Source organism: Polaribacter sp. AHE13PA, assembly GCF_019278505.1.
Lineage (GTDB): Bacteria > Bacteroidota > Bacteroidia > Flavobacteriales > Flavobacteriaceae > Polaribacter.
In genome coordinates this window covers 1,931,947-1,957,767 of record NZ_CP058985.1, presented here as the reverse complement: position 1 = coordinate 1,957,767, position 25,821 = coordinate 1,931,947, and the positions used below count along the sequence as shown (strand labels likewise).

At 29.0% G+C, this 25,821-nt stretch carries 31 protein-coding genes; 3 read left to right on the top strand and 28 right to left on the bottom strand.

Going from position 1 to position 25,821, the window contains the following annotated elements:
• Positions 1 to 21: 21 nt before the first annotated feature.
• The 3 genes from H0I28_RS08650 (at position 22) to H0I28_RS08640 (ending at position 3,546) form a co-directional block, all read left to right on the top strand.
• On the top strand, positions 22 to 924 hold the full coding sequence (locus tag H0I28_RS08650) for a serine protease (RefSeq protein ID WP_218761401.1): 903 nt from the start codon (positions 22 to 24) through the stop codon (positions 922 to 924).
• A 203-nt stretch (positions 925 to 1,127) separates the two neighbouring features.
• Complete coding sequence (locus H0I28_RS08645; RefSeq protein WP_218754193.1) at positions 1,128 to 1,574, top strand: protein-disulfide reductase DsbD domain-containing protein; 447 nt, start codon at positions 1,128 to 1,130, stop codon at positions 1,572 to 1,574.
• Positions 1,575 to 1,593: 19 nt separating this feature from the next.
• On the top strand, positions 1,594 to 3,546 hold the full coding sequence (locus H0I28_RS08640) for a protein-disulfide reductase DsbD (RefSeq protein WP_218761400.1): 1,953 nt from the start codon (positions 1,594 to 1,596) through the stop codon (positions 3,544 to 3,546).
• Between the two features lie 485 nt (positions 3,547 to 4,031).
• Here the strand turns inward: H0I28_RS08640 and H0I28_RS08635 are convergent, their stop codons facing one another.
• The 28 genes from H0I28_RS08635 to H0I28_RS08510 form a co-directional block, all read right to left on the bottom strand.
• A complete protein-coding gene (locus tag H0I28_RS08635) occupies positions 4,032 to 4,244 on the bottom strand; it encodes a hypothetical protein (protein WP_218761399.1) in 213 nt (70 codons plus the stop codon).
• 225 nt (positions 4,245 to 4,469) lie between these two features.
• Positions 4,470 to 4,904 (bottom strand): integrase core domain-containing protein, encoded by a 435-nt coding sequence (locus H0I28_RS08630; protein ID WP_218731050.1) that lies wholly within the window; start codon positions 4,902 to 4,904, stop codon positions 4,470 to 4,472.
• A 66-nt stretch (positions 4,905 to 4,970) separates the two neighbouring features.
• Entirely contained in the window at positions 4,971 to 5,330 is a 360-nt protein-coding gene (locus H0I28_RS08625) for an integrase core domain-containing protein (RefSeq protein WP_218731049.1), read from the bottom strand.
• Between the two features lie 502 nt (positions 5,331 to 5,832).
• On the bottom strand, positions 5,833 to 6,486 hold the full coding sequence (locus H0I28_RS08620) for an IS3 family transposase (RefSeq protein ID WP_254712743.1): 654 nt from the start codon (positions 6,484 to 6,486) through the stop codon (positions 5,833 to 5,835).
• Positions 6,480 to 6,605 (bottom strand): hypothetical protein, encoded by a 126-nt coding sequence (locus H0I28_RS17645; protein ID WP_302850276.1) that lies wholly within the window; start codon positions 6,603 to 6,605, stop codon positions 6,480 to 6,482. The genes H0I28_RS08620 and H0I28_RS17645 overlap by 7 nt, the downstream gene beginning before the upstream one ends.
• Before the next feature lie 20 nt (positions 6,606 to 6,625).
• Positions 6,626 to 7,084: a helix-turn-helix domain-containing protein gene (locus H0I28_RS08615; RefSeq protein WP_218761396.1), complete on the bottom strand. Its 459-nt coding sequence runs from the start codon at positions 7,082 to 7,084 to the stop codon at positions 6,626 to 6,628.
• Between the two features lie 207 nt (positions 7,085 to 7,291).
• On the bottom strand, positions 7,292 to 7,816 hold the full coding sequence (locus tag H0I28_RS08610; protein WP_055443586.1) for a hypothetical protein: 525 nt from the start codon (positions 7,814 to 7,816) through the stop codon (positions 7,292 to 7,294).
• Between the two features lie 22 nt (positions 7,817 to 7,838).
• The gene (locus H0I28_RS08605) at positions 7,839 to 8,246 is read right to left on the bottom strand and encodes a hypothetical protein (RefSeq protein ID WP_055443587.1); all 408 of its coding nucleotides are present in this window, start codon (positions 8,244 to 8,246) and stop codon (positions 7,839 to 7,841) included.
• A 339-nt stretch (positions 8,247 to 8,585) separates the two neighbouring features.
• Positions 8,586 to 8,945, bottom strand: a complete 360-nt coding sequence (locus H0I28_RS08600) for a hypothetical protein (RefSeq protein ID WP_218761395.1) — start codon at positions 8,943 to 8,945, stop codon at positions 8,586 to 8,588.
• A 324-nt stretch (positions 8,946 to 9,269) separates the two neighbouring features.
• The gene (locus H0I28_RS08595) at positions 9,270 to 9,782 is read right to left on the bottom strand and encodes a hypothetical protein (protein ID WP_218761394.1); all 513 of its coding nucleotides are present in this window, start codon (positions 9,780 to 9,782) and stop codon (positions 9,270 to 9,272) included.
• Between the two features lie 266 nt (positions 9,783 to 10,048).
• Positions 10,049 to 10,486 (bottom strand): hypothetical protein, encoded by a 438-nt coding sequence (locus tag H0I28_RS08590; protein WP_218761393.1) that lies wholly within the window; start codon positions 10,484 to 10,486, stop codon positions 10,049 to 10,051.
• Between the two features lie 945 nt (positions 10,487 to 11,431).
• Positions 11,432 to 12,145, bottom strand: a complete 714-nt coding sequence (locus H0I28_RS08585) for a hypothetical protein (RefSeq protein ID WP_218761392.1) — start codon at positions 12,143 to 12,145, stop codon at positions 11,432 to 11,434.
• 161 nt (positions 12,146 to 12,306) lie between these two features.
• Positions 12,307 to 12,873 carry a hypothetical protein gene (locus tag H0I28_RS08580; RefSeq protein WP_218761377.1) on the bottom strand — a complete coding sequence of 189 codons (567 nt, stop codon included), beginning with the start codon at positions 12,871 to 12,873 and terminating at the stop codon, positions 12,307 to 12,309.
• A gap of 149 nt (positions 12,874 to 13,022) precedes the next feature.
• Positions 13,023 to 13,805: a hypothetical protein gene (locus H0I28_RS08575; protein ID WP_218761391.1), complete on the bottom strand. Its 783-nt coding sequence runs from the start codon at positions 13,803 to 13,805 to the stop codon at positions 13,023 to 13,025.
• A gap of 159 nt (positions 13,806 to 13,964) precedes the next feature.
• Positions 13,965 to 14,570 (bottom strand): hypothetical protein, encoded by a 606-nt coding sequence (locus H0I28_RS08570; RefSeq protein ID WP_218761390.1) that lies wholly within the window; start codon positions 14,568 to 14,570, stop codon positions 13,965 to 13,967.
• Positions 14,571 to 14,742: 172 nt separating this feature from the next.
• Entirely contained in the window at positions 14,743 to 15,159 is a 417-nt protein-coding gene (locus tag H0I28_RS08565) for a hypothetical protein (RefSeq protein WP_218761389.1), read from the bottom strand.
• A gap of 198 nt (positions 15,160 to 15,357) precedes the next feature.
• Positions 15,358 to 15,996, bottom strand: coding sequence for a hypothetical protein (locus H0I28_RS08560; RefSeq protein WP_218733063.1), 639 nt, complete (start codon positions 15,994 to 15,996; stop codon positions 15,358 to 15,360).
• Positions 15,997 to 16,382: 386 nt separating this feature from the next.
• A complete protein-coding gene (locus H0I28_RS17640) occupies positions 16,383 to 16,514 on the bottom strand; it encodes a hypothetical protein (protein WP_302850275.1) in 132 nt (43 codons plus the stop codon).
• Between the two features lie 266 nt (positions 16,515 to 16,780).
• Positions 16,781 to 17,239, bottom strand: coding sequence for a hypothetical protein (locus H0I28_RS08555; protein ID WP_218761388.1), 459 nt, complete (start codon positions 17,237 to 17,239; stop codon positions 16,781 to 16,783).
• Positions 17,240 to 17,339: 100 nt separating this feature from the next.
• Complete coding sequence (locus H0I28_RS08550) at positions 17,340 to 18,344, bottom strand: IS30 family transposase (protein WP_218759116.1); 1,005 nt, start codon at positions 18,342 to 18,344, stop codon at positions 17,340 to 17,342.
• A gap of 210 nt (positions 18,345 to 18,554) precedes the next feature.
• The gene (locus tag H0I28_RS08545; RefSeq protein ID WP_218761387.1) at positions 18,555 to 19,271 is read right to left on the bottom strand and encodes a hypothetical protein; all 717 of its coding nucleotides are present in this window, start codon (positions 19,269 to 19,271) and stop codon (positions 18,555 to 18,557) included.
• Positions 19,272 to 19,414: 143 nt separating this feature from the next.
• Positions 19,415 to 20,293, bottom strand: a complete 879-nt coding sequence (locus tag H0I28_RS08540) for a hypothetical protein (RefSeq protein ID WP_218761386.1) — start codon at positions 20,291 to 20,293, stop codon at positions 19,415 to 19,417.
• A 195-nt stretch (positions 20,294 to 20,488) separates the two neighbouring features.
• A complete protein-coding gene (locus tag H0I28_RS08535; RefSeq protein WP_254712868.1) occupies positions 20,489 to 21,259 on the bottom strand; it encodes a transglutaminase family protein in 771 nt (256 codons plus the stop codon).
• 60 nt (positions 21,260 to 21,319) lie between these two features.
• Entirely contained in the window at positions 21,320 to 21,946 is a 627-nt protein-coding gene (locus tag H0I28_RS08530) for an AraC family transcriptional regulator (RefSeq protein WP_218761378.1), read from the bottom strand.
• A 280-nt stretch (positions 21,947 to 22,226) separates the two neighbouring features.
• The gene (locus H0I28_RS08525) at positions 22,227 to 22,952 is read right to left on the bottom strand and encodes a hypothetical protein (RefSeq protein WP_218761385.1); all 726 of its coding nucleotides are present in this window, start codon (positions 22,950 to 22,952) and stop codon (positions 22,227 to 22,229) included.
• Between the two features lie 139 nt (positions 22,953 to 23,091).
• The gene (locus H0I28_RS08520) at positions 23,092 to 23,847 is read right to left on the bottom strand and encodes a hypothetical protein (RefSeq protein WP_218761384.1); all 756 of its coding nucleotides are present in this window, start codon (positions 23,845 to 23,847) and stop codon (positions 23,092 to 23,094) included.
• Positions 23,834 to 24,535: a hypothetical protein gene (locus H0I28_RS08515; RefSeq protein ID WP_218761383.1), complete on the bottom strand. Its 702-nt coding sequence runs from the start codon at positions 24,533 to 24,535 to the stop codon at positions 23,834 to 23,836. Before H0I28_RS08515 ends, H0I28_RS08520 begins: the two co-directional genes overlap by 14 nt.
• Positions 24,536 to 24,696: 161 nt before the next feature.
• Positions 24,697 to 25,650 (bottom strand): Fic family protein, encoded by a 954-nt coding sequence (locus tag H0I28_RS08510; RefSeq protein WP_218761382.1) that lies wholly within the window; start codon positions 25,648 to 25,650, stop codon positions 24,697 to 24,699.
• Positions 25,651 to 25,821: the final 171 nt, after the last annotated feature.

Sequence of the window (25,821 nt, the reverse complement as noted above, 5' to 3'; positions counted from 1 at the left end):
CCTAAAATAAAGATATAAATTATGAGAATTAGTTATTTAACAGGTGCTTTAATGGCACTAGCCTTGGTTAGTTGTGGATCGATTAATAATATACATGATGATTTCCATTTGAATAGTAATACCGTTAAGGTTACTAAACCAGAAAACAGTTCGGTGTTCCTTAATAACGCAATGGAAAAAGCAAAGAAACTATTAAGTGAAAATGCATATACGCCTTTTGAGGTTTTACAAAAACAAAAGGAAAATAAAACTGAAGTGAAATTTAAAGTGTCGATGTATAAAAGTGGTGATTCTAAAATAAAAACAGGAAACGAAATATATAATTATTTAAAGGAGCGTACTTTATATATAGGAGATTCTTTTTTATGTACGAGATGTCCCAATATGCATTTAAGTAATGCGTCGGGGTTTGTTATAAACGAAGATGGTATAATCGTTACAAATTATCATGTAATTGATGTGAAAGGAAATTTAAAATCATCTGCTATTTTCGCAATTGATGATAAAGGTAATGTGTATTCTGTTGCTGAGGTTTTGTCTGCTAGTAAATTAAATGACATAGCTGTTCTGCAGTTAGATATGCAAGGAAAGAAACTAAAACCTTTGGAGTTGGCAGAAAAAGAATTAATAGGAGAAGATGTGTTTATGATGGGACATCCTTTTGAAAAAACTTTTTTTATGTCTAAAGGTATAGTGGCTAGAGAATATCTTAATGGTCGTACAAACATGCCTAAAATATCTATAACTGCAGATTTTGGTACAGGTGCAAGTGGAGGGCCTGTAGTTAATAGTTACGGACAATTAATAGGTGTTGTAAGTGCTACTTCTTCTCATTATACAATGGGGTCTAAAACAAATCGAGACATACAAATGGTTATAAAAGAAGTGGTACCAGTTAGTGTCTTAAATAACTACATTAATTAAAGGTCTTTTAATACTTAATTATAAAACGTATCAGCCTTTTATTTGGTATTTACGTCTTTGTCTTAAGGTTATATTAATCTCTTTCTATTATTATTTATCTAGAAATTATTTGAGTTAATTAGTCGGTAAACTAATACAAATAGAGATTAACAAAGGGTTGTTAAATAAATAACAACCCTTTAATAAAATATAAATTTAGAAATATGAAAAAACTTACATTATTACTAACGTTATTAGTTTTTGCTATTGGTAACGCTCAGATTTTAGAACCTTTAACATGGTCTACATCTGTAAATAAAATATCAGATAAAGAATATGAATTAGTAGCCGAAGCAGACATAGAAACGAACTGGCATTTATATTCACAATATGTACCTAAAGAAGGGCCAATACCTACTACGTTTTCATTTAAAAGTAGTCCCAATTATTTAAAAAAAGGAAATACAAAGGAAGCGATAGGAGAAACTATAAATGATCCTGTTTTTAATATGGAAATTAAATTTTTTGAAACCAAAGCTTTATTTAAGCAACGCATTTTAATAAAAGAAAAAATGCCATTTAGTGTCTATGCCACTGTAGAGTTTATGGTTTGTGACGATACTAGGTGTTTGCCTCCAAGTGAAGAAGGTTTAATTTTTAATATCAAATAGTTTAAGATAGATTTTATAAATGAAAAAACTAATTTTTTTATACGTTTTATTAACTTTTACCATAAGTTATTCGCAAATTTTAGATCCCGTAACATGGAGTACTTCTGTTGAAAAAACATCAGATACCGAGTATATTTTAGTGTCAAAAGCGACCATAGAAGAGGGTTGGCATTTATATGCTCAAACAGTTCCAGAAGATGGTCCCATACCTACCACATTTATTTATGATGATAGTGAAGGGGCTTTTAAAATTTTAGGAAATACTTCTGAAGAAGTAGGGCACACTGTAGACGATCCTGTGTTTGGTATGACGATTAAATTCTTCGAAAGAACAGCAACGTTCAAACAAAAAATTACGGTTGAAAAAGAAGTTGCGACTATTGATGGTTTTGTAGAGTTTATGGTGTGTGATGATACTCGATGTTTATCGCCTACAGAGGTTGAGTTAACATTCAGTCTTCGGGGTATGTCCGAGAAAGAGGCACAGGTTATTTCATATAAATCTCTATCAAAAAACATCCCCGAAGAATCAGGACAAGGGTTGTGGGGTATATTTTTTATAGCCTTTTTATCAGGTTTAGCAGCTTTGTTAACACCATGTGTGTTTCCTATGATTCCGATGACAGTTAGTTTTTTTACTAAACAAAGTAAAACCAAAGCAGCAGGTATAAAAAATGCGGTTACTTATGGTATTTGTATCATTGTTATCTATTTGTTATTAGGTATCGCTGTAACTGGAATTTTTGGTGCAGATGCGTTAAATGCGCTAGCTACTAATGTTTGGTTTAATATTTTTTTCTTTTTATTATTGGTCATTTTTGCGGCGTCTTTTTTAGGAGCATTCGAAATTATGTTACCAAATTCATGGGCTAATAAAGTCGATTCACAAGCTGATCGGGGAGGCTTTATTGGTATTTTCTTTATGGCATTGGCTTTAGCTATTGTATCATTTTCTTGTACAGGTCCCATTGTTGGAACTTTATTAGTTGAAGCAGCTTCTAAAGGTGGGGTAGCGCCAGTGGTAGGTATGTTTGGGTTTTCATTAGCTATTGCCTTACCCTTTGCCCTTTTTGCTGCTTTTCCGGGTTGGTTAAATTCTTTGCCCAAATCAGGAGGTTGGTTAAACACTGTTAAAGTTTTTCTAGGTTTTTTAGAATTAGCATTAGCTTTCAAGTTTTTATCACAGGCCGATTTAGTTTTACAAGCTCATTTACTAGAACGTGAAGTGTTTTTAGCTATTTGGATTACAATTTTTGGAACTTTAGCATTTTATTTATTCGGAAAAATACAACTGCCACATGATTCACCATTACCTCATATTTCCATAGGGAGATTAAGTTTAGGGTTAGTTGTTTTATCATTTACTATTTATATGATACCTGGACTTTGGGGAGCTCCATTAAATTTAATAAGTGCTTTCCCTCCACCACTAGAATATAGTGAGTCGTCATACGGTGTTGGGTATTCTAGAATGGGGACATCTTCAGTTTTAAGTGTTAATGAAGGTTTACCAGATGGTGCACATTTATTAGCTCCTCATGATATTTTAGCCTTTAATGATTATGATAAAGGTTTAGCTTACGCTAAAAAAATAGGCAAACCTGTTATGATTGATTTTACAGGTTGGGCATGTGTAAATTGTCGAAATATGGAACAAAACGTTTGGCCAAACCCAAAAGTTTTAAACATTCTTAAAAATGAGGTCGTTTTAATCTCATTATATGTAGATGATAAGCGCCCATTAGAAGCAAATGAAGTTACGGAGTCTAAACTAAAACCAGGTAAACAGTTAAAGTATATTGGTCAGAAATGGAGTGAATTACAAACCATTAGGTATAAAGCCAATTCACAGCCGTTTTATGTATTGATGGATCACAACGAAGAAAATTTATTACCTCCTGTTGGTTATATGTCTAATCCAGAAGATTATCATTCATGGCTTCAGACGGGAATTGAAAGCTTTGAGAAATAATTTGGACAGTAGGTTAAAGCTAACAATAAATCAGATACAGTTTAAATATTGTATTACAAGTTTCTTATTTATAGTTAAAATATCTTCATAGAGGTCATAGTCTTCTTCATTGAGCCATTTTTTAAATCGTTCAATTCTATTTTTAAAATTTTGATATGAAATCCTATTTAGAACCTTGGATTTGGTGTCTAATGCTAAGTCTAAGTCAAAAGAAGTGTTAATGGGGTAGAGGATCGGTGTTTCTTGTACAGCCTTTTTTTCAAGATACACTGGAGTTTCCTTTTGTGTTGGTGTATTGTTGACTTCGCTTTTTTCAGGAGAAAGAAGATTTTCGATAAATTCAGCTAAAGAACTATTATCTTCATAAGGATTGAAGCCTTTTGATAAAACATATTGTAAACTTTCTTTTAATTGAGTTAAGATGTGTATCCTACTTCTTTTATCCTTATAAAGGTTGACTCCAGCTTTTATATTAGTTTGCCTTTTTAGTTTTCCTGTAATTGGATCTGATCTCTAATTGAATAATAGACATACCAACTTTTGGATAATGCTTCTTTTTTATCTTTTTTTGACAGTTTAGACCAAGCTCCAATATCAGCTTCTCTAGTGAATATTTTTGGCTCTGAATAATTCAATTTCATAGGGCAATCGTGTACTTTATCGTGTACTCTTTGTAAAAGTAAGAAAAATGTAGACATAAAAAAACGAATTGTGAGACACAATTCGTTGATTTAATTAACATTAAGTTTGTAGCGAGAACGGGATTTGAACCCGTGACCTCAGGGTTATGAATTCGAGTTAAAATGCTTATAACGTAATAAATAACCTTTTTTATTTGTAAATCGTGTTCAAAAACGTGTTCAGTTTAGACCAGATTATTAGTATAAATTTCTGTATGCAATTTACTAATTTTACTATATGTTTTACATACTTTTAAAAGATAAATTTTTATACATCTTAAGTTTACATTTTATATTCGGATTTAAGTGTACTTCTGCAGGTTTTCTTAAACCTAGGCTAAAATGTGTTCTTAAATTATTGTAAATGTATACTGCTTGTTTTGTTATTTCTTGGGCAATATCTGTGTTTTTAAGAATTTGTTTTAATCCGTATTCGTATTTTAAAGTTCTATTAATTCGTTCTGCAATAGCGTTTTCGTAAGGATTATATTTTTCAGTCATACTCATTGTAATTCCGTTATTTTCTGCAAATTCCGTGTACTTAGGGTTACAATATTGAAAACCTATATCTGAATGATGAATGAGATTTTTAGTTGGATATTTTCTATTTTTAATAGCCATAGCCAGCACATCTGTACAAAGTGATGTTCTCATATGATTATCAAGTTTGTATCCCATAATGTATTATACTGATATAGGTTGACCTTTTTTGGTCTAATTTATACCTTTTAAATTATTTATATTCTATATAACTAGTTCAGTCAAATTTACATTATTTCTTCGATATGATTTGTATTTGATGTTTGGATTTAAATGTACTTCTGCTGGTTTTCTTAATTCTAAGCTAAAATGGGTTCTTAAATTGTTGTAAATATATACAGCTTGTTTTGTTACTTCTTGAGCAATGGCAGTATTTTTAATGCAATTTCTAAGTCCATATTCATATTTTAAAGTTCTATTAATTCGCTCTGCAATTGCGTTTTCATAAGGATCATATTGTTCTGTCATGCTCATCATTATGCCATTTTCTTCTGCAAATGCTGTGTAAAGTAATGGCAATCCTTTTGTATTACATTTGCAATCCTTTTCGTTTTTGTAATGCAATTATTTATTTTGATGAGAATTTGTGTCGTCTTTGTGAATTTGTAGCAATTGTTTTTACTTTATGATAAACATTGCAGTGTAAGGTAGTAGCAATTCTTTTGTATTACAGTTGCAATCTTTTTTGTTTTTGTAATACAATAATTTATTTTGATATGGCTTTGTGTTGTTTTTGTGAATTTATAGCAATTGTTTTTACTTTGTGATAAAATTGCAGTGTAAAGTAATGGCAATCCTTTTGTATTACATTTGCAATCCTTTTTGTTTTTGTAATGCAATTATTTATTTTGATGAGAATTTGTATCGTCTTTGTGAATTTGTAGCAATTGTTTTTACTTTATGATAAACATTGCAGTGTAGGGTAGTAGCAATTCTTTTGTATTACAGTTGCAATCCTTTTATATTATACTGATATAGGTTGACCTTTTTTTAGGTTAATTTATACCGTTCAAAAGATTTTTTTAGCCGTTTAGAAGGCAAAAAATATTTTGAACTAGTTTTGTTTTCAAATTGTTAGTTCAGTCAAATTTACATTATTTCTTCGATATGATTTGTATTTGATGTTTGGGTTTAAATGTACTTCAGCTGGTTTTCTTAATTCTAAGCTAAAATGGGTTCTTAAATTGTTGTAAATATATACTGCTTGTTTTGTTACTTCTTGAGCAATGGCAGTGTTTTTAATGCAATTTCTAAGTCCATATTCATATTTTAAAGTTCTATTAATTCGCTCTGCAATTGCGTTTTCATAAGGATCATATTGTTCTGTCATGCTCATCATTATGCCATTTTCTTCTGCAAATGCTGTGTATTTGGGGTTACAGTATTGAAAACCTCTGTCAGAATGATGTATTAATTTTTTATCAGGGTATTTTCTATTTTTAATAGCCATTTCTAGCGCTTCTGAACAAAGTGATGTCTTCATGTTGTTATCTAATTTATAGCCCATAATTTGTTTAGAATATGCATCTGTAACGATTGCTAGGTAATTGTGTCCATTGTCTGTTTTAATGTATGTTATATCGCTTACCCATAGTTGTTCTGGTCGAGTAGGAACTTGGTCTTTAATTAGGTTTTTATATTTTCTAAATTGATGATTAGAATTTGTTGTTGTCACATAGTTTTTAAGCTTAGGAACAAGTAAATTATGAAGCCTTAACACATCGTACAACTTATCTCTACCGATTTTAATACCTTGTTTATAAAGTCTTGTTTAAGTTCATCATATAACTTAATTCCGCCAGTTCTCATACCAACTAATTTTCGATATTCTTGTATCATTGCGATGACTTTTTCATCGTTTAGTCGTTTGTTTTCTTGGGTTTTGAGTCTTTTGTAGAAGGCTTGTTTACTAATCCCAAAACACTCATAGAACCATTTTCTTTTAAACGGTTTTTCTTTTTTAGTTCTATCTCTTTCGCTAATGTTTTGGGCAACGACTTTTTTGACAAATCGACTCCAGTAATGATTTCCATGTCAGCAATAATATCTTGTTGAAATTCCTTTACAAACTCCAATTCTTCAATACGTTCCTTTAGTTTTTTAATCTCATCTAATTTACTCATACCTGTATTTTGTTGGACTAAAGTACTATATTTTTTGATCCAATACCCAATTGTAGTTCTAGGAACATCATATTTTTTGGAAGCAAAGTTTGTGGAAATCTGTCCATTCTGAATTTGGTCAACGACGAATAATTTGAGTTCTAAAGTTGCTTTTTCGTACGTTTTTTTTCGCCAGGGTTGTTTTTGAGCTTTCATAAGTGACTATAATTAAGTGTTTAATTTTTAGTCAACCTATTTCAGGAAAGTACATCTTTCGCATTAAAGCCAACGTGTTTGTATATGGAAAGTTGCGTGTTTGTGTGCGAGGATTTTCCGAAGGAAAATCAGACGTAGCAAACGTGCAACGACCTTTTTTTTAGCACAACACCAGCAATTTTTTATATACGGTGTTGTAAAACGTTTTTATTTCAGTTTTGCTTTTATTTTGTCCCAAAAAGTGACTTTTTCGTTTGATTCACCATCTTTCGTAAATTTTATTTTATTCCAATGTTTGTCTAAATCCTTAATTGTTTTTATTTTCAGACCTCTGATATTGATTTCGGTTAATCCCGTTTCTAAATCAGCTTTCATACTTTCATACCAAGTTTGATTCGCTTCTTCATTATTTGTTATTTCAACATCCTTAATTTGCGAACTAAATTTAGCTGTCAGTTTCTTCCACAATTCCGAATCTTTTTCGTCAGTATTGTAAGAGATTATTGGTTTTTCATTTTCTCTTTCATTTACGAATTGAATAATTTCCATAAACATTTTAGTCTTTTGGTTTTCGCCCAAATTCGTATCGCTTAAATCTCTCAAACAGATATTTATTCCACCAAAACAAGTTGAATCAAAACCATATTCCTTTCCATTCAGATTATAATAAATTCCTTCTCCACGAGAACCAAATTTTATATGAGGAAATTCGTTTGATTTATCTGTGTTCATTGCTGTTGTAAAACGTTTTTTTTCATAATGTTTTCATACCGATAAATAAAGTTCCAATAATAATTATTAAAAGCCCAAATGAAAATAATTTATCGGAGGTTTTAACGTGTGGATTTTCAGCTGAAAATCCATAATCAATTTCACTCGAATTTCTTAAGAAGAGAATAAAATCTCTATTGTGAATTTTTTCACTCAGTTTTTTAAATAATCTGTCAAAAATCCAATATACTAAAGGAACACAGAATCCAAAATACATTAATCTTTCATTTCTTAACTCATTTTTTGATAATAAGCCAAAAATTCCGACAATCAAAAATCCTAAACAGAAAAACCAAACCTTCTTGGGTGTTATCCATTTTGCTTTTCTCGAATAAAGAATAAAGAAACTTATTCCAAGCGCAAAAAAAATTCCGATTATACTTTTATCCATTAAATTTTAATTTCACTTATTGAGGTCAATTTCAAATGTTTTACAACGTTGTTGTATATGGTTTGTTGCGTGTTTCAAGCAACTAATTTAGTAAATAATTACCGACCAAGAAAGTCCGAGAGGACTTTCGTAAGTAGGCGAGAAGCCAGCAATAAATTATATACGGTGTTGTAAACAGTTTTTTATTCCGTTTCTTTAATTGATTTCAAAGTGTATTTGTCATAAGCAATTAAGTCAAATACTTTCGATTCACCAGTATTCATCCACTTTTTATAAATCAATTTTCCGTTCATATAAACGTAGAGTTCATTATCTTTTGTTTCTTTTTTAAAAATCATATTATCCTTGCCAAACTTTATAGTTATTTACAATTCCGTTCTCATTAAATTTAATTGTTAAACTTCCAGTATTAATTCCACGTTTTGACATTCCCAAATAATATCGGAAATCCGAGTTAGTTTCTGAATCTGGTTTTCCTAATAAGTTTATTATTTCCGTTCTCGTTTTTCCGTTCAGTTCGTGATTATTTCTCAAACTATTCATCATATCCCAACGCAATGATAATTCCGCTTCAGATTCCGTCCAGTTTTTCCACTTTTCAGAGTCAAATTGTTCGTGAGTGATATTTCCTTTCAGAGCAAATCCAATTAGAATTATTGCTCCGAAAATCAAAAAACCATATTTAACTATTCTTTTCATTCTTTCGGTTTTTCTTAACCTCTTTTTTTATCGCACTTTTTCGAGCCCATTCAGTTAATTCCGAATTTGGGTCTTTAGCTTGTTCGTCAAGTTCAGCTTTAGTTAAACCTTTGAAATTTTTCTTTGTTATATGAATGCTTTTCGACATTTCTTAAATTGTTTACAACGTGTTTATATATGGTTTGTTGCGTGTTTTAAGCACCTAATTTAGTAAATATTTACTGACAAAGAAAATCCGAGAGGATTTTCGTAAGTAAGCTAAAACTAGCAATAAATTATATATGTTGTTGTAGCACGTTATTTTTATTTTTCATAATTCATATTTTATTCAAATGGATATTGTGGAATTCTCTCAACTCTTTTCCATTCTTTCGAGTTTAATTTTAACGTGTCAATTTTTTTAACAGTATTCCATATTTTAAAAAAGGAAGAAGTTTCCACAACTCTTTCACCTCCAAATCCTAAAGTTCCTTTATCTAATATTTGATGATTAATAGTTCTTTTCGGATTTTGTATATTTTCATATTCGATTCTATTATTTATCCAACTTCCAAATTCAGATGTTAGTGTGAGTGAAACTAAAAAGATTAAAGTTGTAATTCCAACAATATAATGCGCCAATCGAAATATTCCTTTTTCGGTATTTTCAATTTTTCTTAAAGTATTTATTCTTATAGAAGTTATTATTAATATAATCGTTGTGATGATAAAAATCACATAGATATTTCCACTAATATAATTGTCAGAAAGCTCAATATTTTTCAGTTTTGAAACTAAAATTATTCCAATTATAGATGAATAAAAAATGATGAAAACTCTAAATATTAATTTCAGCAAAATGTTCATTTTAAATGTGCTACAACGTGTTTGTGTAATGAAAGTTGCGATTTTTGTGAACGGCTATTTTCCGCAGGAAAATTGAAGTGAGTAAAAATGCAACTGCTTTTAGTTAAGCACTAATTTAGCAATTTTTACTACACGTTGTTGCAAAATCGTTGTTTTTTACTTTCCATTTTTCTCAATTCCTTGTTTTTCGAAAATTCCGATTAGTGAGAAGGTGTTCCTTATTTTTAATTTTTATAACACAAAAAGCAACCTTTAATTTATAAGGATATTTTCTTTTTTATATGAAATTCAAACCAAGAGCCTCCGTGATGGTCTTTAGTTATAATTTCAATTCGATTATCATTATTTTCCCAATGAGTGAAAATTCCAAAATTCCCTTGATAAAACTCATTTGGATCACCTAATTTGGATTTCAGTTTACCGATTAGAGATAGAGTTTCTTCTTGACTTTTTAAACTTGAACCAATATTTGTAAAATATTTGTTTTCATTTAATATTTCGGTTACTGTCAGTTTTATTTTTATTCCATTTACAAGTTCTTGTATTCCGAAATCAAGAGTAATATATTCATTATCAATAAAGTGTTTATTTGAATATGGAATAAGTGTTTTTAATTCAGCATTCCATTCAAGAGTTTCTCCACTATTTAATTCGATTCCATTGATGATTTTATCAAATAATTCTTTTGTTTTCATTTTTTGTAATTACAACTAACATTCTTAAATCGTTAATTTTCAATTTTTCTCCAAACTTACTCGACAATGTTTTGCAACGTTTATGTATAAGAATAGTTGTGGGTTTGTATGCGAGGATTTTCCGAAGGAAAATCAGACGTTACAAACACGTAACGACCTTTTGATTAAGCACTAAACCGCAATTATTTTTATACTGTGTTGTAAAACGTTTTATTTCGCGTTCTTCTTTTTATCGTTAGTTGCCCATTTCTTTATTTTATCATTCAATGTAGAGTATCCTAATCCGCCTAATATCATTCCGATTGGCATTCCGATTATAGTTCTCCAGAATTCTTTTGGATTTCTTCGATAATCTGGTAAATAAGCCCAGTATAAAAATCCAGCAAAAAGAATTACAAGTATTGATATTATAATAAATTAAGTCATATTTATTTTATTCGCACAAATTTTCCAGAATGTGAAATTACGTGCAAGTTTACTCGCATTATAAAATCAATCGTGTCTTTTTTACAGTTCGTAATTTCATAGTAGGTTTTTCCGTTTGAGATTAATGCTTTTTGAAATTCAGTCAAAGAGTCAGTTTGTTTCTCAAGAGATTTTAGTTTGAAAGAATTCTCTCCAAGTTTTTCAATCTTATATCTCCGATTCAATTTAGAGTTAATCTCCGTTAAATTTTCTCCATCTATTTTAAACTCAAATTTTGGATAGTTTAAGAACTCTTTATCATAGATGACTTTATACTTTCCGTTACTCAAATCGCAATTAATATCAGCGCATTTAAATCCGAAACAGAATAATATTAATATGTACAGAGTTTTTTTCAAATGTTTTACAACGTTTATGTATAAGAATAGTTGCGGGTTTGTATGCGAGGATTTTCCGCAGGAAAATCAGACGTTACAAACACGCAACGACCTTTGATTAAGCACTAAACCGCAATTATTTTTATACGGTGTTGGCAACTGGCTTTTTATTCAGTTTCTTAATTATTTCCTCATCTTGGAAAGTTCTAATTCCGTTTTTATAATTGTTTAAAAAATATTTGTCATAACCCGTTTCATTAATTCTTTCAGCTATAATTTTTTCGTTAAGCAATGACTTTGGACTTGGAACAGTCAATGTTGCTATTAGAAAATCAAATTCGTTCATTTCTTCTGTCCACTCAATTTTTAAAAATCCGTTTTTATCAATTATTTCAGATTCCTTTTCGATTTTGTAATCAGCTGGATTGAAATTATACTCTGCATAAATTTTTGTCCAACGCTCTTTTATTATTTCAAGATTTCTGCTTTCCTCAAGTTTCGGATTTATTAAAAGACCAACAGTTCCCCAATTTTTATTCAATGAAGGTCCAGTTTTTTTCCAAAGTCCTTCTGCTGCTGCCATAGCAAATGCTTGACTTTCTAAATTCCGAGCATTTTTAAGTATTTCCTTAAATCGCAGAATGTAAGCATTTCCGAATTCTGTTTTTGGGTGATTTGATAAAATCATCGTATGCGTATTTCTCCTTGAACTTGATTCTCTTCCGTAACGAATTCGAGCTTTAAATGAAATTATATTTTCTGAAGGTTCGAGATAGAGTTTTCTCCATTTAATTCGTTCGGGTTTTTTGTCCCAAAGTAACGAACCTATGATAATTGCACCTCCTTTAAATTCCATCTATGTCGTTTTTTTTAGCTTGTTGCCAACGTGTTTTTGTATGGAAATTTGCGTTTTAAATGAACGGCTATTTTCCGCAGGAAAATAGGGGTTTATAAAAAAGCACAAACTTTGATTAAGCCAAATTTAGCAATTTTTTATACAAGGTGTTGTACAACGTTTTATTTCCTTTTGTATTCCTTTATTTTAAATGTTTCGTCACAAAAATTATAAGTTTTCCATTTTCCAATTTTTCTTCCATTCAACCATTTTCCTTCTTTCCATAATTTTAAATTTCCCTCTTTTTCATTTGAGTTATACTCTTTTTCATAACTTTCAATTAAAGTTTTTTTATTAGAGTTTAATATTTGATAAAGAGTGGTTTCAGGTTTCAAATCAATTTTTGTTGTTTCAATAATTCTATAGAGTTGATTTTTATTATTGAATTGTTTTTGATAAATTAAATTCCCAAAACTACCATAAAAAACTTCATAAAATAATCTCCCTTTTTTGTCAAATAATTGTTGTTTCCCACTTACAATTTCATAAGTATATTCTCCATATTCATAAACTAAAAATTTAGAAATTTCTTTAATTTTTCCGTTTGTAAATTTTTTGATTTTAACTATTGAATCAATTGGTTTCAAATTTTGTGTTAATTCAACAAATTTTTCGGAATGTTGAGAATGAGAAAATTCAGCCTTTATAAAAGCTAAAAATGTGAATATTATTACAAATTTTATTTTCATTCTTTATGTTGTACAACGTTTATGTATAAGAATAGTTGCGGGTTTGTATGCGAGGATTTTCCGAAGGAAAATCAGACGTTACAAACACGCAACGACCTTTGATTAAGCACTAAACCGCAATTATTTTTATACGGTGTTGTACACAGTATTTATTTACTTAATTCTATTTGAAATATTGTCGCATTGAATGCAGCTTGTAAACCTCTTAAATTAGATTCCGACTTATTTTTCTCAAAAAGTTCAGTTATGTATTCAGTTTGTTTATTCACATTATCGTTCTCTTTTTGAAAAATTTGGTATTTCAATAAGATTAAATTCGCCATAATTTTATCTGAAACACTTAATTCGCTTTGATTTAGATATTCGTCTATTGTATTTTTTATCTCAGAATCATTTTCAGATATTTCATCGAATAGATAAGCATTAGCTAAGTCAGATTTATTCATAGTTGAATAATCGCTTTGGTCAGACATATCCTTTCGGTAAGTCATTTTGTTTCCATTTAGAAAATACCATCTCGTATAGGAATCATTTTCCATTTTAATATCTTTTTCAAACTCTTTTTTCTTAACGCTCCAATTCGTGAAAGCTATTAAAAGTTCAGTACCGTCATCTTTCTTTAAAATTGTGAATCGGATTAAGTAATTCCTTTTTCCAGGTTTTTCAATTTCAATGTCTAGTTTGTTTTCTACTGAAACATATTTTTTCAAAGCTTTTAAGATTGAGGAAACATCTTCTGCGTTTGCTTCTGGAAACAAATTTTCTCTTAAAAAGAGGTCGATATATAAGTAATGAGTCAAATAAAAATCATCCATTTTCAGATAATTCGCCTCTGTTAAATGTTCAGTTTTTATATTTATTTTGTCCGATTGCGAATATCCAAAATTTGTGAATATTGCTAAAAGTAAAAGTGTGATTATTTTTCTATTCATTCTGTTGGGTTATATTGTGTACAACGTTGTTGTATAAGCTTTGTTGCGTTGTTTAAGCAGTGAATTTACTAAATAAAACACGAACGGCGAAATTCCGAAGGAATTTCCCAAGTGAGCTAAAACCAGCAATAAAATTTATACGGTGTTGCCAGTAGTTTTTTATTTCTTAAATATCATTTTCAAATCCGAAAACAGATAAAATCCAACAAATCCAAAAGTTCCTAATGCTAAAATGTATTGTCCATTCGGAATTATTAGAAAAATATTTAGTCCGATTAAAAACAGACAAAACGGATATGTAAATAATCTAATTAATATGTTTTTCAGTGACCATTCTTTTTCTGGTTTTTTTTCCTCAACCTCTATTTCTAAAATCTCAAATATTTCGTCAAGTTGATTTTGTTTTTCAAATAGGTAAAGTTTCCTGAAAACTGTAATAACAATTAGCAAGAAGATGGAAACGATTAGAATAGGTAACCAATTTTCCAAAAAGTCAAAATCGATTGAAAAATTGGTGAAAATAAAGTAGAGAATTCCGACTGAAAATAACCCAACGATTGTTTTTCCTATTGGATTTAATTTATCTGTTATATTTGTCAGATGATTATTAGCGTTCAATTCAAACGTAAAAATTGGATAAAAAGCTACATTCCAAATACTTTGATTCCAAACTTTTATTTTATTCCTATTAATTTCTCCTTTTGATCTAAAATCACGAGAAAAAACATTCCATAAATGATTAAGAAAAGTGTTTTCTTTTCTCAATTCAATTAGTTTTTCTATTTCTTTCTTTGTGATTTCCAATGTTCCTCTTAAATTACTGGCAACGTTTATGTATAAGAATAGTTGCGGGTTTGTATGCGAGGATTTTCCGAAGGAAAATCAGACGTTACAAACACGCAACGACCTTTGTTTTAGCACTAAACCGCAATTATTTTTATACGGTGTTGGCAATAGTATTTTTTATTATTATTTCGTTCAACTTTTGTGTGTCAGGTTCTGCTATTTCGTTCAAGTCAAATGTTATTGTCTTTCCGCTGTCTTTAGTTATTATCAATTTTTTTTCAATCAGTTCAGTTTTTTTGATTTGGTCAAAACTCAACGACTTCGCAGAAAAAGAATTAATTCGAATTACAGCACCTTTTTTGTTCCATTGAACATAGTTTTTATACCAAAACATTTTGCTGAAATAAATAACTTGAAGAAAAAATCCGATAGCACTCATTCCTTTATTCAACTTTGGGTTTTCAAGTTCAAACAGTTCAAAAGCTCCACCCAAAATAAATATTAGAGATAGGATTAAAATTGCAATCCATATCCAATTTCTCATATTATCAAAGTGTATGTTTTTCATTTTTTTAGTTCTTTATTTGCTCAATTCGTTCGTGTTCTTTGCGTTCTGATATATTATTGCCAACGTTGTTGTGTATTAAAAGTTGCGATTTTGTGAACGAGGAATTTCCAACGGAAATTCAGAAGTTTGCAAATAAGCAACAAGTTTTAGTTTAGCTAAAAATAGCAATTTTTTATACACGGTGTTGGGCTTAGTTTTTTATTTAATGATTAATTTATTCAAATTACTAGAATCTATTACAGTGCTAATTTCTTTCAAACCTGGCAAAGGAATGTTTATTGGTTCATTTTTCGTAGGTGAAATTAATATTCGATATTCATTTTGATATTCAAACTTTTCATCTTTGTGATGTAATGAGATTTCTCCGTTATGAATTTTAGGAGAATAATATGTTACTTTTTTCCTAGAAAAATTATAATTCATTTTTTCAATTTCTCTATCAAGAATTTCAAAGAATTTTTTCCAATCTAATATTAACAGAGCTTTGTTTCCCATTTCGAGTAGTTTTTTTTCAAAAAATCTACTTTTTTTACCAGTTTCAAGAACTAACCAATTAAGTGAACAACAATTAATTTCAGGGTTATCTAAGTTTTTCATTAATTGACCTTCAAAATTTTTGAAAACTTTATGTAATTCTATTTCCTTGTTATTTGTTGTTAGTGTTAAGTTATTTATTTGCGTATTACTTACATTTAATTCTTTCGGGTCTAATCTTCCTGTTTGGTCTTCTGAATTACTTCTAAATTCTTTTAAACTTTTAAAATATAAATATTCGTTCTCATACATATCGTTAATGTATTTTGATTCACCTATTTTTATTAAAATTAGATTTTTCATAAATTATGCCCAACGTGTTTGTGTATGATTAGTTGCGTGGTTTAGCAACTAAGTTAGTAAACTTTTACGAACCCGTGAATATTCCTCAGGAATATTCGCAAGTAGGGAAGAAAAAAGCAATTAAATATACACGGTGTTGGCGATAGTATTTTTGTTTTTTTTAGGTTTGTTTCAATTCGAAATAATTTTCAGCGTTCTGTTCAGTTTTTTAATTTGCTAGAGATTCCGCACGATTAATAATTCCGAAATACTTTTTTCAACATTCAGTTCGATTTTTCTCAAACTATCGGATTGATTTATTAAAATTCTTTATTGATATAAAAACACATAAAAATTTTGGCATTATGTTTATTTTTTTTTCCAGCATCTATTTTAGATACTTCCAGTTAAACTTCTAACAACACTAATCCAATTTTCTTAAAATGAGCTTGTAAACTTTCTACTTTTTCAGTTTTGATATCGAAATAATAATGTTCGTATTCATATCTTATGTTTTCCGCACCAAAATTTACTATCATTTTACGATGTATTGTTTTTAATTTTTTTGATGTTTTAAATTTGTGCCTTTTCATTCTATCGTTTATTCTTTCAGTATATTTTTTTTCAGCATTCTGCTTGGATATTATTGCCAACGTTGATGTATAAGAATAGTGCGGTTTTGTGTGCGAGGATTTTCCGCAGGAAAATCAGACGTCACAAAAATGCACGGACTCTTGATTAAGCACTAAACTAAGCATTATTTTTACACGGTGTTGTGTGTTCGTTTTTCTATTCAGTTTTATTTTCAGTCACAGTCATTTCTGTCATTCATTATTTCTCTTTCGATTAGAGATTTCTGTATAAGTTCCTTTGATTTTCCTTCACGATTGTACAATGTACTTCCTATAAGAAAATGATATTTTTTTGAACTTCGTTCTATAAAAAGAGTATCAGAACATTCGTTTTTAATCACTCGGTCATTTTCTTTAATAAAATCATATAAAAAAGCAGATTCGTAAGCGTAATTCCGACTGTTTTCGATTCTATATCTATTATCTTTATTTGTCAGTAATAAATAAGTATTTCCTTTTTCTTCAAAAATGTCCACAACACTTTCGTCAAAAGTTGTACTTAAAAAGACATCTTCAAACTCTCCTTTTTTAACAACAGTATAAATTGCAAATCCAATAAGAAAAATAAATAAAAAAATAACTGGAAGATATTCTTTCAGAGCATACTTCTTTCCGTCATATTTTTCAATCATATTTTTCAATTCCTTTCTCTGTTTAGTTCAAAACTTTCGATTTGAAGTTTCTTGGATTCAATGTTGTAACGCAACAAACCGTTTTTGTTTATTGATGTTACTAAGCTACAAATTTAAGTTCTAAATCCATCATTTCTTTTGGAGTTTTATATCCTATAATTTTTCTTGGTCTGTTGTTCAATTTTTCTTGAATATTTTGGAGTTTATTTACGTCAATTTCATTGAAGTTTGTTCCTTTTGGAAGATATCTTCTAATGAGTCCATTTGTATTTTCATTTGTTCCTCTTTCCCAGGAAGAATATGGATGTGCAAAGTATATTTTCATACCTGTTTTTTTAGTAATCATTTCGTGTCTCGCCATTTCAATTCCGTTATCATATGTCATTGATTTTTTATAAATAGGATTTAATTTGTTTAATATTCTAGAAAACTCATTAGCTACTTCACCTGCTTTTTTAGACTCTAATTTTACTATTAAAGTAAATCTAGTTTTGCGCTCTACAATAGTTCCAATAGCACTTTTATGATTTTTTCCAATCACTAAATCTCCTTCCCAATGTCCCACTTCATTTCTAAGTTCAATATGTTGTGGTCTGTTGTCAATACTGACTTGGTTAATGATTTTACTTCCACCACCACGTCTTTTTTTAGGAGTTCTACGTCTTGTTTTTTTACGTACTAATAGTTTGATTAACTTTTTATTTAAACGAGCTTGTGGTCTAGTATAAATGTGTCTATAAATAGCTTCGTGTGAAATAGACATTATTAGATTATTAGGATACAACTCTTTTAATCTTCCAGAAATTTGTTCAGGAGTCCAGTTTGATAAAAGTCCTTTGTAAACAAAAAATTTGAGTAAAGAATAAGTGCTTATTTTATCTAAATTTCTCTTGTTTAAATAATCTTCTTTAGCACACCAATGAGCAAGTTCAGCATCATATTTATGTTCTTTTTTTTGCACCCATTTATTCACTTCTCTACCGATAGTTGAACGAGATCTATTGAGTTTAATTGCTATATAAGATTTAGACTTTTCTTCATTTAAAAGAGTCTGAATAATCACTCTTTCTTTCAAAGTTAATCGTCTATGTTTTTTTACTTCCATTTTACAAATCTATAATTTTAGATTTGTTGCGTTAAGTTATTGAATGGAGGAGATGTTTTTCAAATTGCCTACAACGTTGTTGTGTAAGAAAAGTTGCGTGTTTTAAGCAATAAAGTTAATAAATAAAACACGAACCGAGAAAATCCGAGAGGATTTTCGCAAGTAAGCTAAAACAAGCAATTTTTTTTACACGGTGTTGTACACTGTTTTTTATTTCAATTTTATAATTAATTCTTTATTTGTATTCAATATATTTTCTTTATTTCCAGTAGAATCTTTAATAACTTTATACTCAGTTGGATTTTCCTTTTTAACGATTAATGTTATTTTTTTTATTCCCAATTCTTCAAGTTCAATATAAAAATTCGTTAAGTCTTCTGATTTAATATTTTCTCCAACGAATAATTCAACGGTTGGCTTTAAATTGTGATGTCCTCCAAAAATGGCTATTTTCACATCATTGAGAGAAATAATTTTCTCATTAAATCGAATCTTTGTAATTCCTTTTTCGGAATAAAGATGGAAATTATATGAATTATTATTTACTGACAGTTTTTCATTTGAATCTATTCCAATTAAACGATATTCATCTAATTCAAAATGTTTCGAATTTTCAACTTTGTAATATGTTTTATTAAATACTTCAATAGAATCGTTGTTGAAGAAAATAAGTTTTGATTTTAAATTATAATTATTCAAACTGATATTTAATTCATCACTTTTCAAATAATATTTTCCGCTTTCAATTCTTGAAAAATTATCAAGTAGTTGTATTTTCTTTTTTGAGAACTTAATATCTGAATAAGAAATTTTATCATTAAAAGTGAAAGTTCTCCATTCACCAATTAAATCATTTTTTTTAATTCGATTGCAAGAAGAATTTTGAATGAAAATAACAAATATTATTAAGTAATAAATTCTTTTCATAAATAGTGTACAACGTTTATGTATAAGAATAGTTGCGGGTTTGTATGCGAGGATTTTCCGAAGGAAAATCAGATGTTACAAACACGCAACGACCTTTGATTAAGCACTAAACCGCAATTATTTTTATACGGTGTTAGCAATAGTTATTTTCTTGAATTTCTTTTTTTCATTTTCGGAACTGAATTACCTGGTCTAACTTCTGTAATAATTTTTATGTCAGGAATGTTTTCTTTCATTATTTTTCTTAGAGGTGTTTTAGTATCTTTACTTTCCTTTATAAATTTTTCAATTTCTTCTCCTTTTATGGTTTTGCCTTCTGGCATTTGAAACATAGAACTTGTATTAAAAGTTGCGTTATTTTCATCTTCCGCAAGTCTCATAACTTTATCTAGTTCAATTAAATTTTCATTTTTTTCAATAAATGACATACCAGTTCCTAAATCATAGTCTAAACTTATTAAATCAGAAGCTTCTTCCATCATTTGTAGGTTGAAAAGGTCTTCTTTTGAAAAAGGAATATGAAAATCGTTAAACCTAATAAAAGGCTTATTGTCAATCAACATTTGAATATGAAAATGTGGAAATTTAGCATTATTTGAATCTTTATGTCCATCCAAATCATTTTGTCCAAAATTCATAGACCACTCAATGTTCTCATATTTGATAGTGATTTCTTTTAATTTAGAACCAGATTTTTCATCTGTTAAATCATTGATGTTTTTTAGAGGTGATTCCAATGTAGCAATCCATCTAAAATAACTTTCAAGTCTATAATATCCAATAGGTTCAGATAGGTAGCTTTTAAAATGTTTTTTCTTTATTCCTTTTGGTAGTAGAAACCAGTGAAAGCAAGGTTCAAAATCTGAAAAGTAATCTAATTTATTACCACAAAGAACACAACATTTTTTTTCGTGAGCATCTTTAAATTCCTTAAAGAATTCATCATTTTCCTTAATTTGCTGAAGGTTTTTTTCTTCAATTTCTTCAGGTGTTAGATTTTCTATGAATTTTCGGATTTTCATTGGTAATTATTGCTAACGGTTAGTATAAGAATAGTAAGGGGTTAAAATGTACTTACTTTCAGCTTTAGCACTTAGCCAAATTTACAATTTTACTTTTATATTTTCACAAAATTTAAAATTGTAAATTTGGTGAACTCTGTAGAATGCACAGACCTTTACATTAAGCACTAAAACCCTTATTATTTTTATACATTGTTACCTGCCGTTTCTTATTCTTTCAACATTCTTGTTCATTCTGTGCCTAACTATTTTTCGATAAATAAACCTTTTAAATGCTCCTAATTTTTGTTGGTGTTTAGCATAGAATTCGTCTGGTGTATCAAAAAGCCCAAAATCTTGATTTATTCCTTTGTCTTGAATAAAGGTATTGTTTAAATTCCATTCAATTGGTGGGTTTTCAAAATTATCTGTGTATGTACCATAACCACAAAAAGTAGTTTTACAATTTTTGTTTTTCTCTTGTAATTTGGTTAAATATTCTTTGTCTAATATAACTCCTTCCAGAAAATACCAAGTTTCATTAACATAAACTTCTACCCAACTATGTAAAATGTTTTTTGGCGATAATTTATACCAAATTCCGCTAATTGCTCCTTTTTGTAATGCTTTATCTATTGTAAAACCGTGTATTCTGTTTGGAACTCCAGTTGCTCGTAAAAGAGCCATAAGCAATGTTGCTTTTGTATTACATTGCCCATAACCATCTTCTAAAACCTGTGTTGCAGTTATACTGTCAGAAATATTATAGCCAAATTCAATATCATCTCTAACATAGTTATAAATTGATTTTACTCTTTTAATAGTGTCTAATTCCATCCATTTTTTCTCTTTAATTAAAGATTGAAGAGATAGGTTTGAATAGTTTAAAATTGTCGTTTCTTTTAAATAATTGTTCATTGTTTTTAAGTCTGTTTGTGAAAATGCATTTAACTGTGTTAATAGCATAATAAATAATATCGTTCTCATTTTGTTTCTATTGAAATACAAAGGTGAGAAGTTAAACAGACTTAAAATTGTATGAACTGGCTATGTTTTTGTTATCAAAAATTTTGGTGTAACACCAAAGGTTTCTTTAAAAGTTCTTGTATAATGTGAATTGTCTGAAAACCCAAAAGTATATGCTGTTTCAGTAATAGAATTTTTGACTAAAAACGGAAGTGATTTTATTAACTTATTCCATAATTGATATCTTCTAAAAGTTAAATTTGTTTTTTCTTTGAATAAATGTAAAAAACGTGTTGGCGATAAAAAGCACTTTTCTGCAACTTCTTCAAGACTTAATACTTTTTCAAAATTAGCGTCCATATATTTTATTGCATTTATAATTCTTTGTTCGTCCAAATGGTTTTCGGATTCACAAGTGCATTGATATTCTGATAACACTTGACTTATTAATTCACATAATCTTTCAAAATCAATTTCTGAATTTTCAAACTTGTTTAAAGTTTCGATTAACTTATCTGACAAATTTTCATTAAGTAATGTAAAATTCGACTTTCCAAATTGCAAATGAAATTGGTGTCCAATAGAACTTAATGGATTTACAAGAACTGTCAGTTGATTTGATTCGCTAATTAATTTATGTTCAACTTTAGAATTTATAAAAAATGATTTTCCTAATATCTCATTTTCGCCTTTTATAGTCAGTTTCATATTAGATTTTACTGAAATACTAATTTGTATAGCATAATGTTTATGATAAAGATTCTCTTTTAGTTTGCCAATAAATAATCCAAAATTTTTATCGAAGTGAAACATATTGTCTTTTTATGCAGTGTTTTTTTCAAATGGCAGGTAACGGTTTTGTATAAGAATAGTGCGGTTTTGTGTGCGAGGATTTTCCGCAGGAAAATCAGATGTAAAAAAAATGCACTAACTCTCGATTAAGCACTAAACTACGCATTATTTTTATACGTTGTTGTAAACTGTGCTTTTAATAATATTCTATCTCGTACTTAAAATTCTCGGAATTCTGAAATATATAATTCAACGATTTTTTATCCGCTAATTTCTGCAATTTATTATACTGAAAAGTCAATGTTGTATCTCTAAAAGTTCCAATTGTCTGATAAGTATAATTCTTATCTGAATATTTATATAATTCGACAACTGGCTTTTTTTTACGACTGTTATAGCTTACTCTTTTTATTTTTCTTTGCTTTTTGTCATAAAATATTGTGTCTATTAAGACAAGAGCTTTTTCAAAATCAGGTTTTTCGACAGGTATAAATTCCCAAGAGTATGTTTTAGAACTTTTGATTCTTTTTGATTTTTTAGTTTCTCGAATGAAACGAATTAGAGAATCCGACTCGAATTTTGTTTGCTTTTCAATTCCATTTTTTTTGTCAAATTCAAATGTTGAGAAAGAACGAAGTACACAAGTATCTTTAGCAACAAAGTCTTCGCAGAAATATTCCGAAACTCTTTGTCCATTTTTTAATTCAAATGTTGTGATTTTATTTCTGTAAGTTTTTAATCTGGAATCAAATCTTCCATAATTCACTTCGCGGACTAAATTTCCGGATTGGTCAAATTCGCTCAATCTATTCTTAATTAAGCTATCTCCAACTTTTTTAAATTCCGCAATTGATTTTATGTTTTGAGAAAAACTTAAAAATGAAGTAAAAAAGATTGTTATGTAAATGAGGTTTTTCAGCATTGTTTACAACGTTTATGTATAAGAATAGTTGCGGGTTTGTATGCGAGGATTTTCCGAAGGAAAATCAGACGTTACAAACACGCAACGACCTTTGATTAAGCACTAAACCGCAATTATTTTTATACGGTGTTGTAGGTAGTTATTCTTCCGTTTTTTTCTTTGAATCGATTAACTCAATTAATTTTGTCAGAGACGATTTAATTTTGTCAGACTCACTCTTATTAAGCATCAATTCCGCTTTCTTTTTCATTCCGTTATAATTTGCGTCAGGATAAAGTTCAATCAATTGAGTAAAGTATTTATCTATTCCGTCAGCAAGTTTAGTTTTTCCTTTTTCCGAAAACGCATTTTCTTCGTTTATCTCATCCAAATAAATAATATAATTGCCAATTAAAGTACTAATGTTTGAGTTAATAACATTCTTGACTCTTGAAGAGTTTGGGTCGTCTGCACTTTCTAATATTTCGTCATTTCCTAACTTAAAATAGTCAAGTTGTAAACTCAAACCATATTGCCAAACAGCCAACATTTCTATATCATAAACATACATATCCTTTCGGTCAGTTGCTTGGTAAATTTGATGCATATCTTTCCAATGTTCAAAGAATTCGGTTGCAACTGCATTCCGATGTTTTGTACCTAATTCATTGTCTTTAAGTACGACTTTGAAATTTTGTTCGTCTGTTAATTTTTCAACTATTATTCTTTGTTCTGGATTGTCAAAAGTTGGTTTCTTTTCATCGTCTTCGTATCCAAATCTTAATTCAAGAATTGCTTTGTCGTAATCATTTGTATCCCAATATCTTTTGTCTAAAGGGAATTCGTGTTCTTCGGTTTTGCAATTGGTTAATGTTAAGCAGATAATTGCTAAAAGGACGTACTTAATTTTTGTCATCAATTATGATTTTTGGGTTTTTATATTGGTTTAGCGAAGTTAATAAACTATCTACTTCTTTCTCGTATCTTTTTTGTTCACTTAATACATAGCTGTGAAAAGTATTGTAATCATACTCTTTTTGAAAAGCTCTTTCTTTTGATTCTACGTCTTTAATTATTCCCTTGATTTTGTTTTCATCGAAAGTTTTTAAATCAGATATTTCTTGTTTTGCTTTACGAGCAAACAACTCTGTGATTTTGATGTGATATTTTTCGTGAGTTAAGAGTTCTGTACTATTCGTGTTTTTTTTATAAACGAAAGAGCGCGAAGGATAGAATAATGATTGCACAGTTACAGAATTGTCATCAATTTCACTTTCGATTGATGTTACAACATACGCAAACCGTTCATTTCCATATAGTGACTTTTTAAAAAATTCCAAACCTCGGAAATTCTGAAAGGTGATTTGGTCATACTTGTCAAAAGTCATAGGTTTTTGGTAATTCAAATAGTTTGTATGACTTAATATTCCAAATACAATTCCAGTAAATATTAGAACTAAAAAACTGTATTTCGTAAAACGCAATAATCTTTTGAGCAGTTTCTTGTTTTCTTCTTTTCGCTCTTTTAATAATAAGTATAATTGATAAAATACTGGCGAAAAGTAAAGCAGTACAATCAAAGTAATTATTAAATAGTCATTCATTCGCAAAGGTTGGTTTTAATTACCTACAACGTTGTTGTATATGGTTTGTTGCGTGGTTTAAGTAACTAATTTAGGAAATAATTACCAACTAAGAAAGTCCGCAAGGACTTTCGTAAGTAGGCGAGAAGCCAGCAATAAATTATATACGGTGTTGTGCCTAGTTATTTTAAACGATAGATTGTCTTATTTTTTTCTCCTATTTTTTCAAATAAATCTAATTCAGCTCCTTTCTTTAAATCTCTACTTGCAGTCGCAGAAGAAATATCTTTAAAAATATCCATATAATCTTTTCTTGTAAATTCAGTTTTATTTAATGAAATATAATAATCTAATCTATCTTTTTCATTTAACGTTCGATTATTAAAATCTAATAGTTCACTTATTGAAATGTCAATAACATTTAGCATATATTCAATAAACTTAGTTGACTTTCCAGATTTATCGCTTTCAGCTAAAGACTTGTAATATTTTTCCTGGTCTTTACTAATTAGAGTTTCAAAAGGCAAAAACTCAAAGATTGGATATTTTTCCATTAAAATTAAAGTTTGCCATAATCTTCCCATTCTGCCATTTCCATCCAAAAAAGGATGTATGAATTCCATTTCGTAATGGAAAACACAACTTTTAATTAATTCAATTTCATCAGACTTTTTCAAATATTCAAAAAGATCTTTCATTAAGTATGGCACATTTCCAAAAGGTGGTGCTAAATGCTCAACTTTTGAGCCTTTTACAATTCCTACACTTTGATTTCTATATTTTCCAGAATTTTGAATTAAACCTTCCATTAAGTTTTTATGTGCTTTCAAAAAGGATTTTTCATTTGAAGGATTATAATCTTCTAAATTTTCATAAATTTTAATTGCGTTTAAAACTTCAAGAACATCTTTTTTAGGACCAATAACTCTTTTGTTTTCAAGAAGTGCTGTTATTTGTTCTTCTGTAAGTGTGTTTCCTTCTATTTTTAAAGAAGAATGAATAGTTTTAATTCTATTCTGTTTTCTCAATTTAGGCGAAGGTTTGTTTAATAAATTAGCATTTACTTCTCCTATTTTTTCTGAAATAGAAGTTATTAATTTTAAAATAGAAGATGTTATTTCGTAAGGTGGTTTCATTTTTGATACTATCATTTGATACTATCAAAGATACAATCATTTAATCTGAATTATCTTATGAAACGGAATTTTTTAATTGGGCACAACGTTGTTGTGTATGATTAGTTGCGTTGTTTAAGGAGTGAATTTACTAAATAAAGTACGAACGGCGAAATTCCGGAGGAATTTCCC